This is a genomic window from Pseudomonas sp. MF6767 (genome assembly GCF_016405475.1).
Lineage (GTDB): Bacteria > Pseudomonadota > Gammaproteobacteria > Pseudomonadales > Pseudomonadaceae > Aquipseudomonas > Aquipseudomonas paracarnis.
Genome location: NZ_JAEKCY010000008.1, coordinates 198,934 through 212,183, shown reverse-complemented (window position 1 = coordinate 212,183; position 13,250 = coordinate 198,934). Strand labels below are relative to the sequence as shown.

13 protein-coding genes are annotated in these 13,250 nt (G+C 58.7%); 10 read left to right on the top strand and 3 right to left on the bottom strand.

What is annotated here, in order from left to right:
* Positions 1-428 precede the first annotated feature (428 nt).
* The 3 genes from JFT58_RS15470 to JFT58_RS15460 all read left to right on the top strand — a co-directional run bounded on the left by JFT58_RS15470 (position 429) and on the right by JFT58_RS15460 (position 2,622).
* Positions 429-1,679 (top strand): ribonucleotide-diphosphate reductase subunit beta, encoded by a 1,251-nt coding sequence (locus JFT58_RS15470; protein WP_014719604.1) that lies wholly within the window; start codon positions 429-431, stop codon positions 1,677-1,679.
* 66 nt (positions 1,680-1,745) lie between these two features.
* Positions 1,746-1,922, top strand: a complete 177-nt coding sequence (locus tag JFT58_RS15465) for an HNH endonuclease (protein WP_371264134.1) — start codon at positions 1,746-1,748, stop codon at positions 1,920-1,922.
* A gap of 52 nt (positions 1,923-1,974) precedes the next feature.
* A complete protein-coding gene (locus tag JFT58_RS15460) occupies positions 1,975-2,622 on the top strand; it encodes an HAD-IB family hydrolase (RefSeq protein WP_054896738.1) in 648 nt (215 codons plus the stop codon).
* Between the two features lie 92 nt (positions 2,623-2,714).
* On the opposite strand, the gene JFT58_RS15455 is transcribed toward JFT58_RS15460, so the two are convergent.
* Positions 2,715-3,674, bottom strand: coding sequence for a LysR family transcriptional regulator (locus tag JFT58_RS15455; protein WP_054896737.1), 960 nt, complete (start codon positions 3,672-3,674; stop codon positions 2,715-2,717).
* A gap of 193 nt (positions 3,675-3,867) precedes the next feature.
* Between JFT58_RS15455 and argH the strand changes: the two genes are divergently transcribed.
* The 7 genes from argH (at position 3,868) to JFT58_RS15420 (ending at position 10,780) form a co-directional block, all read left to right on the top strand.
* Complete coding sequence (gene argH, locus JFT58_RS15450) at positions 3,868-5,295, top strand: argininosuccinate lyase (protein ID WP_054896736.1); 1,428 nt, start codon at positions 3,868-3,870, stop codon at positions 5,293-5,295.
* A gap of 161 nt (positions 5,296-5,456) precedes the next feature.
* Positions 5,457-6,335 carry an amino acid ABC transporter permease gene (locus JFT58_RS15445; RefSeq protein WP_019819278.1) on the top strand — a complete coding sequence of 293 codons (879 nt, stop codon included), beginning with the start codon at positions 5,457-5,459 and terminating at the stop codon, positions 6,333-6,335.
* Between the two features lie 24 nt (positions 6,336-6,359).
* A complete protein-coding gene (locus tag JFT58_RS15440) occupies positions 6,360-7,124 on the top strand; it encodes an amino acid ABC transporter ATP-binding protein (RefSeq protein ID WP_003193648.1) in 765 nt (254 codons plus the stop codon).
* Between the two features lie 25 nt (positions 7,125-7,149).
* On the top strand, positions 7,150-7,971 hold the full coding sequence (locus JFT58_RS15435; RefSeq protein ID WP_054896735.1) for an ABC transporter substrate-binding protein: 822 nt from the start codon (positions 7,150-7,152) through the stop codon (positions 7,969-7,971).
* A gap of 163 nt (positions 7,972-8,134) precedes the next feature.
* Positions 8,135-9,304, top strand: coding sequence for an MFS transporter (locus JFT58_RS15430; protein WP_054896734.1), 1,170 nt, complete (start codon positions 8,135-8,137; stop codon positions 9,302-9,304).
* Between the two features lie 54 nt (positions 9,305-9,358).
* Positions 9,359-10,309, top strand: coding sequence for a hypothetical protein (locus tag JFT58_RS15425; RefSeq protein WP_054896733.1), 951 nt, complete (start codon positions 9,359-9,361; stop codon positions 10,307-10,309).
* Positions 10,310-10,399: 90 nt separating this feature from the next.
* Positions 10,400-10,780, top strand: a complete 381-nt coding sequence (locus JFT58_RS15420; protein ID WP_054896732.1) for a helix-turn-helix domain-containing protein — start codon at positions 10,400-10,402, stop codon at positions 10,778-10,780.
* A gap of 110 nt (positions 10,781-10,890) precedes the next feature.
* Here the strand turns inward: JFT58_RS15420 and JFT58_RS15415 are convergent, their stop codons facing one another.
* Together JFT58_RS15415 and JFT58_RS15410 are read right to left on the bottom strand one after the other, a co-directional pair.
* Positions 10,891-12,426: an amidase family protein gene (locus JFT58_RS15415; RefSeq protein WP_229999917.1), complete on the bottom strand. Its 1,536-nt coding sequence runs from the start codon at positions 12,424-12,426 to the stop codon at positions 10,891-10,893.
* A 144-nt stretch (positions 12,427-12,570) separates the two neighbouring features.
* Positions 12,571-13,107 (bottom strand): hypothetical protein, encoded by a 537-nt coding sequence (locus JFT58_RS15410; RefSeq protein ID WP_229999914.1) that lies wholly within the window; start codon positions 13,105-13,107, stop codon positions 12,571-12,573.
* Positions 13,108-13,250 lie beyond the last annotated feature (143 nt).

Sequence of the window (13,250 nt, the reverse complement as noted above, 5' to 3'; positions counted from 1 at the left end):
GCGCATTGGCATCACAAGCGTCCAGAGATCGCGAAAGCATCTGCGCACCAATTAAAAATCGCTCAAGCAACAATCCCCCTGCAAACCCTTGCCGTGGCTGGAAAAATCTACATTCAGCTCCTCCACTGCGGTCATCCACCACAACACAAACCCAATTTTTTCCCTATAATGCGCGGGTAAATCGGGCCTGCAATATCCCTTTACACAGGGATGAAGAGCCAGACCTGAGGCATCCCGCGCGAGCTTGCACCTGCTGCTGCGCCCCTCAAGCCTCACGCAGAGCACCCGTAGCCCTATTCCGTTTAATGCGTGCGCTAGCTGCAACAAACGATTCCTTAAGATCCACCGCGGCCCTAGGGCCGTGTGAACACCCAACCATCCGGTTTCACACGGGCACCTTTGAGCCCTCACGCAGGAGACGACACGTCATGCTGAGCTGGGACGAATTCGACAAAGAAGAAGAAGGCGAAGTAGCCGCCAAAGGCGCCAACGCCGGCCACGCCACCGAAGCCAACATGGACCGCCTCGACGGTGCCGGCGCCGCTGCCGCCGTGGAAGCCCGCGCCGTCACCGCCAACGACTCCGCCGCCATCGTGCGCGCCAAGGCCGCCCTGGACAAACTCGACGTCGCCGAAGGCCTCGCCGAGCTCGAAGGCGCCTCCGCCCGCGTCGCCGTTGACGAAAAGCGCATGATCAACTGCCGCGCCGACCTCAACCAACTCGTGCCATTCAAGTACGACTGGGCCTGGCAGAAGTACCTCGACGGCTGCGCCAACCACTGGATGCCGCAAGAGGTCAACATGACCGCCGACATCGCCCTGTGGAAAAACCCCGAAGGCCTGACCGACGACGAGCGCCGCATCGTCATGCGCAACCTGGGCTTCTTCTCCACCGCCGACTCCCTGGTAGCCAACAACCTGGTGCTGGCCGTGTACCGCCTGATCACCAACCCGGAGTGCCGCCAGTACATCCTGCGCCAGGCCTTCGAAGAAGCGATCCACACACACGCCTACCAGTACTGCATCGAATCGCTGGCCATGGATGAAGGCGAGATCTTCAACATGTACCACGAGATTCCATCGGTCGCCAAAAAGGCCGCCTGGGGCCTCAAATACACCCGCTCGATCTCCGATCCGAAGTTCGAAACCGGCACCGTCGACACCGACAAAGAGCTGCTGCGCAACCTGGTCGCCTACTACTGCGTGCTGGAAGGCATCTTCTTCTACTGCGGCTTCACCCAGATCCTGTCCATGGGCCGCCGCAACAAAATGACCGGCGTGGCCGAGCAGTTCCAGTACATCCTGCGCGATGAGTCGATGCACCTGAACTTCGGTATCGACGTGATCAACCAGATCAAAATCGAAAACCCACACCTGTGGGATGCCGAGATGAAGGAAGAAGCGACCCAGATGATCCTGCAAGGGACGCAGCTGGAGATCGAATATGCGCGTGATACCATGCCTCGTGGGGTGTTGGGCATGAATGCGGCGATGATGGAAGACTATCTGAAGTTCATCGCTAACCGTCGCCTGTCGCAGATCGGCTTGAAGGAAGAGTACCCAGGCACGACTAACCCGTTCCCGTGGATGAGCGAGATCATGGACTTGAAGAAAGAGAAGAACTTCTTCGAGACCCGTGTGATCGAGTATCAGACCGGCGGCGCGTTGAGCTGGGATTGATCCGGACTAAGCACTAAAGGAAGCCCTGGCATGTTCAGGGCTTTTTTTCGTCGGTAAAAAAGGAATTTGCTATTTCTTGAAGTACATCACCTCAAACACCTGGCCCGGAAGGGTTCGGATCGCCCCCCCAATGCTGTAGCCTTGTGCCCCAATTGCCATCAGCGTTGTCACCGGTTTTACCGAAGAGATTTACGCCAAGATCGGAAGATTGGCACGGGAGTAGACTCCTGCTGTCACAGCTGATGCATGCTTAAAAACTATTAGATAGGACCGAGGCCAACCCGTGAACCCAGACATGCTCGAAGCCGGCCCCGCAGACGCCAAAGTACTTTCCGTCTTTGACTTCGACGGCACCCTCACCCACCACGACAGTTTCGTGCCCTTCCTCAAGTTTGCCTTTGGCCCCGGTGAGTTTTATGGCCGGATGGTCAAGCTGGCGGTGCCGGGGTTGCGGTTTTTGGTGCGGCAGATCAGCCGGGATGAGTTGAAGGCGCAGTTGATTCGCACCTTTATGACCGGGGTGGAGAAGGCTTGGGTTGAGCAGCAAGCGCAGAAATATTGCCAGGCGCGCTGGAGCAAGCTGATGCGCCCGAGCGGGTTGCAGTCAGTGGCGGATGAGGTGAAGTCCGGGGCGGTGGTGACGCTGTGTTCGGCGTCGCCGGCGTTGGTGTTGCAGCCGTTTGCCGACCGGCTTGGCATTCGTTTGATCGGCACTGAACTTGAGGTGGTGGATGGGGTGCTGACCGGCAAACTCACCGGGAATAATTGCCGTTGTGAGAACAAGGTGCTGCGCCTTGAAGCGGTTTATGGCGACCTGGGGGAGTATCGGCTCAGGGCCTGGGGCGATACGCGTGGGGATCGGGAGTTGTTGGCGGCGGCGCAGGATGCGCATTTTCGGCATTTTCATGCGAAGAAGAAAAAGCGAGCTCGGTTGCAGCGGTGATGCGGGGGGATGAGGTTGGCGGGGAGACCGAGGCGATCCCATCGCAGCCTCGCTGGGGCTCGACAGCTCCCACATTTGAGCTTTGTTGAGGCTTAGGCCGAAGTCTTCAGGTCTACACCCAGCGCTGTGGCAAAGGCTTTTACCATCGGGCTTCTCGGCGCGTTGTGGCGCAGGATCAGGTTGAACGCGGTGCTTAAATGAACCTGCTGTGGGCACAGTGCGCGCAGGCGCCCTTCCCTCACCAGTGGCGTGGCGTAGTGTTCTGGCAGAAAGCCCAGGAAGCGGCCGGTGAGGATCAGGATGGCGACGGCTTCCACTTGTGAAGCCGAGGCGGACTGGCTGTCGTGGCCGACGAAGTTGGCCTTGTCGCGATGGATCGCATACCGATGGTTCACCACTTCGTATTGGCGAAGCGCATCGGGGGTGATGTCGCTCGCAGTGAACAAGGGATGCCCTACGGCGCAGTAGGCGTGGGCCTTTTCTTCGTAGAGCGGGAAGTAGTCGAATTCTTCACGGCGTTGGTACACCGGGACGATGCCGGCGACCAGGCGCCCTTCCACTACTCCGCGTTCAACTTCGTCCAATTGAGAGGCGTGTAGGCGCAATCTTATTTTTGGCGATTGGCGATGTAAGTTGCCCAGAGCGGTAATCAGCGGGGAATTGACATCAGAGACGGTGTTATCAATAACGCCCACACTCAGGTCGCCGATCAGTTCGTTTTGCGCCGAACTAAGCTTGTCGCGAAAACTGTCCACTGAGGTAAATAACTCGATGGATGCTTGATACACCAACTTGCCTTCTTCGGTCAGCCCGAACCCTTCGCGGCCCCGTGTGCACAGGCGCATGCCGATGCGAATCTCCAGGTCGGAGATCTGTTTGCTGATGGCCGCCAGGCCCACGTTCAGCTCGTTTTGCGCAGCACTGAAGCCGCCGGCTTCGACCACGGCCATAAATACCCGCAGCAATTTGAAGTCCAGCCCACTCAGTTGCAGCGGTGCTCGTGTGCCGGGTTTTGGCGGCAGGTTTCCAGAAGTGGAAAGTGGGGTTTCCATAATGCGCGTTGACCTCGAGTGCCATATTCAACAGGCTTGAACCCAATCCTTGAACATAGCCAGGCGGCGATAATGAACATAAACATCCGCCCTTGGCAACCTTGAATACGGCGCGTCAGATGCCGGTTCTACACCGATAAACGTCTGTTGAAACTGCCTCCGACTCTTCTAAAAACAAGCGTGAGGAATACCCATGTCCCAGCCCACCGACCGCCTTTGGGGCGCTCGTTTCAAGACCGGTCCGTCTGCGGCGTTGGCCGCGTTGTCGCGTTGCCCTGAGCGCTATTTTCGCCTGACGCCCTACGACCTGGCCGGCTCCTGCGCCCATGCCCGTGAGTTGCAGCGCGCTGGGTTGCTGGATGAGTCGGAGACTTTGCGTACCCTCGAGGCCCTGGACCGCATCGGTGAGGATTTTGCCGCCGGGCGCCTGCATCCCACCCTGGATGACGAGGACGTACACACCTTTATCGAACGCGTATTGACCGAGCGCCTGGGCGCCCTGGGCGGCAAGTTGCGTGCCGGACGCTCGCGCAATGACCAGACGGCCAATGATCTGCGCCTGTTCCTGCGCGACCATGCGCGCACCATCGCCAACGAGGTGCTGGGTTTGCAGCAGGCGCTGGTTGAGCAGGCCGAGCAACATGTGCAGAGCATCTGCCCGGGCTTCACCCATTTGCAGCAGGCGCAACCCATTGTGTTTGCCCATCACTTGCTGGCCCACGCGCAGTCGATGCTGCGCGATGTGCAGCGCCTGGTGGATTGGGATGCGCGTACGGCCCTGTCGCCGTTGGGCGCGGCCGCCATGGCAGGTTCGGCGATAGCGCGTCAGCCAGAGCACTCGGCCAGGGAAATGGGTTACACCGGGCCATGCGAAAACTCCATAGACGCCGTCGCCAGCCGTGACCATGTGGCGGAGTTCCTGTTTGTGGCCGGCATGCTCGGGGTGAATATTTCGCGGCTGTCGGAGGAGTTTTGCCTGTGGTCGTCGCGCCAGTTTCGCTGGGTAGTGCTGGACGATGCCTACGCCACCGGCAGTTCGATCATGCCGCAGAAAAAGAACCCGGACATTGCCGAATTGGCGCGGGGCAAGGCCGGGCGTTTGATCGGCAACCTGACCGGGCTGATGTCGACGCTCAAGTCGTTGCCGCTGTCGTACAACCGCGATTTGAGTGAAGACAAGCACTGCGTGTTGGATAGCGTGGACACCTTGCTGCTGGTATTGCCGGCGATGGCCGGCATGGTGGCGACCATGAAGGTGCAGGTAGAGGAGTTGCGGCGCCAGGCGCCAATGGGCTTTACCTTGGCGACTGAGGTGGCGGACTGGCTGGCCACCCGTGGTGTGCCGTTCAAGGAGGCCCACGAGATTACTGGCGCGCTGGTGCAGGCCTGTGAGCAGCATGAGATTGAGTTGTGGCAAGCCTCACCGGCGATGTTGGCCGAGGTGGATGGGCGACTCACCCCGGACGTGCGCGACTGCCTGACCCTGGAGGCGGCGATTGCGGCGCGTAGTGGGTGGGGTGGGACGGCGCCGGAGCGGGTGAAGGAGCAGATTGGACGGTTGAAGATGGCGTTGGCGGCTCAGCAAAAGTGGACTGAAAGTTATCAAGGATTTCGGATTTAAGCCGGTGACGATCGTTCCCACGCACTGCGTGGGAATGCATCCCGTGACGCTCCGCGTCGTCACGTTACGCGCCAACGGCGGGACGCGGAGCGTCCGAGGCGGCGTTCCCACGCGGAGCGTGGGAACGATCACGCATCAAGAATAAATTTTGGAGTAGCAGCATGAACCAAACCCCGGCCGAGCGCTTGGAAGCCGAGCGCAAGTTGTCCGAAAACCAGTTCGATATCACCCAGTACGAGCACGTGCCGCGGCGCTATTACGGGCGGATGTTTTTTGCCACCCTGATCGTGATTGTGTTGGCGGCGCTGTTGCGCGCGTTTGCCAATGGCCAGATCGAATGGTCCTACATTGGCCAGTTCCTTACGTCGCAAGCCATCCTCTGGGGCCTGGTGAACACCATCGTCATGTCGATCCTGGCGATGGCATTGGGCGTAGTGATCGGAGTGATCACGGCGATCATGCGCATGTCGGCCAACCCGATCCTGCGTTACGTGGCCATCACCTACACCTGGTTGTTTCGCGGTACACCGCTGATTTTGCAGCTGCTGCTGTGGTTCAACCTGGCGTTGATCTTCCCGGTGATCGCGATTCCGGGCCTGTTCAGCATCGACACCGTCGACCTGATGACGCCCTTCGTGGCCGCCCTGCTCGGCTTGAGCATCAACCAGGGCGCCTATACCGCTGAAGTGGTGCGTGCCGGCTTGCTGTCGGTGGACACCGGCCAATACGAGGCGGCCAAGTCCATCGGCATGCCGAGCCTGCAGGCGCTGCGCAGGATCATTCTGCCGCAGGCGATGCGCGTGATCATCCCGCCCGTAGGCAACGAGTTCATCAGCATGGTGAAAATGACCAGCCTGGCCAGTGTCATCCAGTACTCGGAGCTGTTGCACAACGCGCAAAACATCTACTACGCCAACGCCCGGGTGATGGAGCTGCTGATTGTGGCGGGCATCTGGTACCTGGCGGTGGTGACTGTTCTTTCATTCGGTCAAAGCCGCCTCGAGCGTCGTTTTGCCCGCGGCGCCGGCAAGCGTTCGTAAGCCTGGGTTGAGGAGATTTGCCCCATGAGAAGCATCGTCAAGGCTGTCAACCTGAACAAGTATTACGACCAGTATCACGCCCTGCGTGACATCAATATAGAGGTCGAGCAAGGCGAGGTGATGTGCATCATCGGCCCGTCCGGCTCGGGCAAAAGTACCCTGCTGCGTTGCGTCAATCAGCTGGAAAAGATCGACAAGGGCGGCCTGTGGGTCGATGGCGAATTGGTTGGTTATCGAGTGGTCGGAAACAAGCTGCACGAGATGAACGAAGCGCAGATCGCCCGCCAGCGCCTGGCCACCGGCATGGTGTTCCAGCGGTTCAATTTGTTCCCGCACATGACTGTGTTGCAAAACATCATCGAAGGCCCGTGCCAGGTGCTCAAGCGCTCGCCCAAGGAAGCCATCGAAGATGCGCTGGAACTGCTGGCCCGCGTTGGCCTGGCGGATAAGCGCAATGCCTACCCGGTGGAGTTGTCCGGCGGCCAGCAACAGCGTGTGGCAATTGCCCGGGCCTTGGCGATGCGCCCCAAGTTGATGCTGTTTGACGAACCCACCTCAGCCCTCGACCCGGAGCTGGTAGGCGAAGTGCTGTCGGTGATGCGCGATTTGGCCACCACCGGCATGACCATGATCGTGGTCACCCATGAATTGGGCTTCGCTCGCGAAGTGTCCAACCGCATGGTGTTTATGGACGCCGGCCAGATTGTGGAAGCCGGCAGCCCGGAAGACATTCTAATAAGCCCACAAAACCCGCGTACCCAAAGCTTTATTTCTGCCGTTCGCACTTAACTAAAAAACTAACGAGAACGCCCCCATGAAGAAGATGTTTATCCCTACTTTGCTTGCAGGCCTGATGGCCTCCTCGTGTGTATTCGCGGCCTTGCCGCAAGCCATCAAGGACAAGGGTGAGATCAGCGCGGCCATCGTGCCGAACTACCCGCCGATGGACTTCAAGGACCCGGCCACCAACAAACTCACCGGTTTCGATTTCGACCTGGGCAACGCCCTGGCCGAGCGACTGGGCGTGAAGATCAAATGGCAGGAAACCGGCTTCGAACAGATGCTCAGCGGCCTGACCACCAAGCGCGTGGACATCGTGCTGTCGGGCATGACCGATACCGCCGAGCGCCAGAAAGCCGTGACCTTCATCGACTACTTCACCAGCGGCCCGCAGCTCTACACTTTGGCCAAGCGCGAAGAGATCAAGGAATTGACCGACCTGTGCGGTAAAAAAGTCGGCACCAGCCGCCGCACCACCTGGCCGTCTGAAATTACCGCCTGGAGCAAGGCAAACTGCGAAGCGGCGGGTAAGCCGGCAATCGTGGTGATCGGCACCGAAGGCTCGGCAGATGCCCGGGCGCAGTTGCAGCAGAACCGCCTGGATGCGGCGATGCAGGGCAGCGAGACCATTCCTTATTTGATGTCGCTGGACAAAGGCAAGTACAAGCCGGTGGGCCTGGCGATTTCCAAGCAATTCACCGGGCTTGGGATTGAGAAGAGCAATACCGAGTTGGTCACGGCGATCAGTGAGGCATTGCAGGGCATGATTGATGACGGGACTTACGGCAAGATCTTGAAAAAGTGGGATCTGGAACAAGGTGCGGTAAAAAAAATCACCATCAACTCTGGCCAATAACGCCATCGAATGTGGGAGCTGGCTTGCCTGCGATAACGGTGGGTCAGCTAAAACAATGTTGGCTGTTACTCCGCTATCGCAGGCAAGCCAGCTCCCACACTCAATCTGCGTTCGCTGGTGATCTGAGTCGTGTAGGTAAGAATCACAAGGAGCCCACCCCACCGTGGCCACCTACTCCCTGGTAATCCGTCGCCTGATGATCTGCTCGGTGACCATCGTGGTCAGCCGTGCCATGACCAGCCCGTTGCTGGCCCTCTGGCTGAGCACACGCCTGGGCCTCAACCAGCAGGACATCGGCCTGCTGATGGGGGTCGCCGTGTTCATCGCCACGCTCCTGGGTTTGTACGGCGGCTACATCATCGACCGTCTGGAAAAGCGCAAGCTGTTGATCCTGGCCATGCTCTCCAGCTCCATCGGTTTTTTGTTGCTGACCTTTGCCAGCAACCTCTACCTCACCACGCTGACCCTTGTTGTGACTGAAGCCGCGTCGGCGCTGTTCCTGATCGGCTCCAAGGCGATCATCAGCGAAAACCTGCCGGTGGGTGAGCGCGCCAAGGTGTTTTCCCTGCGCTACACCCTGACCAATGTCGGCTATGCCACGGGCCCGATGTTGGGCGTAGTGATTGCCGGCCAATTGCCGTGGGCACCGTTTTTGATCGCCAGCGCCATTGCCTTTGGCAGCTTGTTCCTGATGATCGGCATTGCGCCGACCCAGCGCGACGACAGTCATAAGCCTCAGAGTTTCCTCAGCACCCTGCGCATCTTGCGCAGCGACCGCACGCTGATCCTCTTCACCAGCGGCAGCCTGTTGAGCACCATCGTCCATGGGCGCTACACCCTTTATCTGTCGCAGTTTTTGCTGGTGGCCTACACACCCGACCAGGCACTGAAAATTCTGTCTGCGGTGCTCGCCTGCAACGCCATCACCGTGATTTTGATGCAGTACCAAATCGGCCGATTTCTCAAGCGCGAGCAACTGCGCCATTGGATCGTGCTGGGCACCCTGCTGTTTATTGCCGGGTTGGTCGGCTTCAGCCAGGCGCACAGTCTGCTGACCTGGTGCCTGGCAATGTTCGTGTTCACCCTGGGCGAGATGATCATCTACCCCTCGGAGTTTCTGTTTATCGACACCATCGCGCCGGATGCACTACGCGGCAGTTATTACGGCGCACAGAACCTGGCCGCGTTTGGCGGGGCCATGAGCCCGGTGATTTGTGGCTATCTGCTGATCAATGCGGCGCCCACCAGCATGTTCTTTGCCCTGGCCGCACTCACGGCCATGGGTGGCACCCTGTGTTTCTTGAGCGGGCGACGCGTGGCAGGTTCTTGCTGATATTTACGCAAGATCCGGCTATTAATAGCCAAACCTCTGACGGACCCGAGCCCCATGAAATTCGACACGGCCTACAGCCTGAGTCTCGACGACAAGCTGTCAATCTACGACGTGCGAGATCTGAATTTCGATGAAACTACCGCCTTCGATTCCGACAAAGACAGCTTCCTGTGCCCCAACGACGCCTGCCGTGCGGCGTTCGATAGCGCCAATGCGTTGAGTACCTTCAACGCCAAGAACGTCAACTACCAGCGCACGCCGCACTTCAAGAACAAACCCGGCACGCGGCATATCGACGGCTGCCGCTATGCCGGCAGCCATAAACCTGCGACGGGTGAAAATGACGACGAGCGTGAGGAAAATTTCCCATCGGAATTTGTGCTGACGCGGCGACTGTACGAGCTTAGAACGCCGGTAGTCGGCACCGCTGGGAGCGTCCTGCAGGAGCCGACGAAAGTGCCCGCAAACCGCGCTACCACCTCTTCTGGCAGCAATGACTCGATCCCGGACAAAACCAGCGTATTCGCACACCCGGTGGAGTGCTACGTGTCCAACATCGATGACAAGGACAAGCTAAAGGCCATGCCCTTGAAGATCGGTGAGCACACGGCGACCTACTGGGCATTCTTCAAGAAGATCGAATACCTGCAAGACAACCAGGGTTTGATTTACTGGGGCAAGATCAAGACCATCAAGGACTACACCAGCAGCTTTCGCATCGACTTCGAAAAGAAGGTGTGGCTCGACAAGAAGCCCTATTCGGTAAATGTCTACCTGAGCAAAAAGCTTATCGAAAACTACCGCAAGCGCACGGCATTCCTGGAACAGATCAAGGCGGCGGCCAGCAGCGAACGGCCGCTGTATTGCTTTTTCTACGGGGTCACGCCGCAGCTTGTGCAGGTGCCCAGCCAGAAAAAACCCGAGCAGACGTTCGGGGTATTCAGCGCCAGGATCGAAAACCTGGATCACCTGATTATTCGCGAGGCGCCGGGGCTGGAATCATAAGGGGTTGCAACGCCAATGGATGAGCGGTAGAAACAACTGTACAAAAACACAGTATAGTTGCGCCTCCCCTGTCGAACCTGGAGAAACCCCATGTCCTCTCTGGCAATGAGTTCTTTCGTAGAACAACAGATCGTCTTGCATCAATTCACCACCAAACACTGCGCGCAGGCGCGCGTGATGCTGGGCTGGAGCCGCGAAGAGCTGGCTCGCCAGGCTGGCGTGGCGGTGCAAGCAATTGAGAAACTGGAAGGCCACGGCGACGTGGACGATGAAACTCGTTTGATCCTGGCGTTTCGCCTGGAGGCCGAAGGGCTGGTATTTTTCCCGGGGTTCGCGCCGGGGTGGGGGATGAGTGCGCGGCGGTTTGATACCGCCGCAGCGCAACCTTCTGCGCAAGGCCTCATTTCCCGGTTGATGGGTTCAACCACCGCAACCATTGACTCACAAACGCCTCAACCCAATGGTGCGTAGAGCCCAGGTGTTTCTCCGGGCGCTTCAATAGTTTCAAATGCACCCGTGGCGGTCGATTGAACCCTGGCACAACCTCTGCGAGGCAGCCGTCTGCAGAGGCTGATTCAAACTCAAGTGTCAGTAGTCTCAACCACGTCCTCTGTACTGGCAGGTGTCGGTGTGAAGGGAGCACCTGGGAGAAAAGCCGGTTTTTGAATGGCCTGTGAGGCTTGTTCATAACCATAGGCGACTGACAGCAAGGTCGCTTCACTGTTGGCGGAGCCATACACGTAAAGTGCCGTGGGCATGCCATCTTCATCCATGCCTGACGGAACGGATATGCCTGGGTACCCGGCCGCAGCGCTGAAAAAATAATTGTGGGACTGGAAGTTCGACACCATGGCGTCGAGCTTGTGCTCCTTCATGGGGTCATCAATGGTGTTCTGAAATATAGGAAGAATGGCTTTCCACAGCGCATCGCGATCTTCCTGGTTGGTCTGCACCCCATTGATCATTTCCAGCAGTTTCTGGTCAGGCTCACCAGGTTTCTGGGTGCGGTTGATAAAAGCAATCAGCTCAGAGAGTGATTTGACCGGCAAACCTTCTCGCCCAGCCAGGTAGCCTTCCAGCGCTTGCTTGACCTCCGAGAAAAGCGCGTTGTTATAATCGACATAGGTTTGTTCGGGGACGCCAGCATCCAACCGCGCCATCGGCACCAGAATCGCCCCTTGGGCCTTCATCACGTCGAGCGCCGCCTCATAATGCTTGCGGTCTGCTCGCTTGGCCGGGTCCTTGGCCTCCTCAGCGGACAACTCGGGTAAAGGGGTATAGCCAATTCGCTTGTCCTTCAAGGCGTCGGACTGCAGGCCCTTGGTGTAGGCAGTGGTCTCGGTCATTGCGTTAAGCGCTTCGGCCGCATCACAGATATTGCGGGTAAAAGTCCCCACCGCGTCCATGCGAGTGCTGGTCATGACGCCTTCGGTACTGACCAGGCCCGTCGTTGTTTTCAGGCCAAACACACCGTTGTAGGCGGCGGGGCTGATGATCGATCCGTTGGTTTCCAACCCCAGTGCCACAGGCACATGCCCTTGGGCGACCGCCACTGCCGAACCTGAACTCGACCCAGCCACCGGCCCTCCGAGTCGATGAGGGTTCAGCGTCTGGCCACCTCGGGAGCTCCAGCCATCCACAGGTAATAGTGACCGAAAGTTGGACAGCTCACTCATATTGGTTTTCCCCACAATCACCACCCCGTGCTTCAACAAATTGTCGACAACCTTGGCGGTTTTAGTGGCCGGCGCGCCCACCAAGGCCTTCGAACCTGCACTGGTCTGCATGCGGTCGTTGGTTTCGAAGACATCCTTCAGCGCTATCGGCACGCCATGCAAGTGCTTGAGTACGCGGCCATTGGCACGTTCCTGGTCGCGGGCCTTCGCCTCCCTCATAGCATCCGGGTTGGTTTCCAAAAACGCATTGCCGCCCTGTAGCCCACGATCAATATTGGCAATCTGCTTGAGCGAGTCCCTCAACAGTGACTCTGAGGTAACGCCGCCACCTTGGCCCATCTCCAATGACATCTGGCAGGCACTCTTGAAACCTTGCACAGGGTTTGCAAGTTCCTGAAGCAGGCCTGTCGCCCATCCACTTACCGAAACTGGTCCGATCATGAAATTCCCCTCTGTCTAACTGGATGTGAGCGTTATCGGTCGATAACACCGCACCAGTCTAAGAGCCGACACCCCATCACTATTTCGGGCGAATCCTGCTGCTGCGTCCTACTCTTCCCAGCCCGACGTAGTCTTCAATAACGTCTATGGCCGTAGCTGGCGGTAAGCGCGTACCAGTGCCGCCAAACGATCACCTGCCCAGCGTGCACCGTAAAACCAGACTCTGGAGCCATCCTCCAGGGTTTCACACACCGTGGGGTATCCGCTTCTCGAGGCGTTATGAAAGGCGGCTTCGGGGTCCTCCGACACCAAGGCATCCAGGCGAAGGCCTGCCACCCGCTCATCGATTTCACGACAGGCCTGCTGATTGTCGCCGCTGCGCTGCATGTCCACCGCTACCCATTGGACACCGGCCCTGCGCAGGGTGTCGAAGACTCGGTGCAAGGCCTCACTGTGTTCGACCCGTTCAACGTGATTGCCCTGCACATAGCGCTCGACATACCCGACCCGATAGCCCGTCAACGCCCGCGTGGCGGTGAACGTGGTGTTATTCAACACGAGCGGTACCTCTACCATCACCGGTTCGGTAGGGTCCTCGCCGCTGAGGGCGACAAGTGATAGCGCGGGGTCACGCACCGGCCGTAGATGGGGCGCCAGGGCGTTATACCCTGGGATGAGCATGGCGCCCGCAGCCTGTTCGGTGCCAAAGACAATAGAGGTGGGTGCAGCATGGGGGGGTGAAGCGGGTACGTCGGCGGCGTTCATTGGCGGGGGTAGCGGTTGGGCTGGGGCACAAGGCACCCCTATTTTCCAAAGCTTCTTAC

What these genes read in the sequence shown, in the direction of transcription:
- JFT58_RS15470 (WP_014719604.1), top strand. Translation starts at nt 429, where the DNA reads ATGCTGAGCTGGGACGAATTCGACAAAGAAGAAGAAGGCGAAGTAGCC.
- JFT58_RS15460 (WP_054896738.1), top strand. Translation starts at nt 1,975, where the DNA reads ATGCTCGAAGCCGGCCCCGCAGACGCCAAAGTACTTTCCGTCTTTGAC.
- JFT58_RS15455 (WP_054896737.1), bottom strand. Translation starts at nt 3,674, where the DNA reads ATGGAAACCCCACTTTCCACTTCTGGAAACCTGCCGCCAAAACCCGGC.
- argH (WP_054896736.1), top strand. Translation starts at nt 3,868, where the DNA reads ATGTCCCAGCCCACCGACCGCCTTTGGGGCGCTCGTTTCAAGACCGGT.
- JFT58_RS15445 (WP_019819278.1), top strand. Translation starts at nt 5,457, where the DNA reads ATGAACCAAACCCCGGCCGAGCGCTTGGAAGCCGAGCGCAAGTTGTCC.
- JFT58_RS15440 (WP_003193648.1), top strand. Translation starts at nt 6,360, where the DNA reads ATGAGAAGCATCGTCAAGGCTGTCAACCTGAACAAGTATTACGACCAG.
- JFT58_RS15435 (WP_054896735.1), top strand. Translation starts at nt 7,150, where the DNA reads ATGAAGAAGATGTTTATCCCTACTTTGCTTGCAGGCCTGATGGCCTCC.
- JFT58_RS15425 (WP_054896733.1), top strand. Translation starts at nt 9,359, where the DNA reads ATGAAATTCGACACGGCCTACAGCCTGAGTCTCGACGACAAGCTGTCA.
- JFT58_RS15420 (WP_054896732.1), top strand. Translation starts at nt 10,400, where the DNA reads ATGTCCTCTCTGGCAATGAGTTCTTTCGTAGAACAACAGATCGTCTTG.
- JFT58_RS15415 (WP_229999917.1), bottom strand. Translation starts at nt 12,426, where the DNA reads ATGATCGGACCAGTTTCGGTAAGTGGATGGGCGACAGGCCTGCTTCAG.
- JFT58_RS15410 (WP_229999914.1), bottom strand. Translation starts at nt 13,107, where the DNA reads ATGCTCATCCCAGGGTATAACGCCCTGGCGCCCCATCTACGGCCGGTG.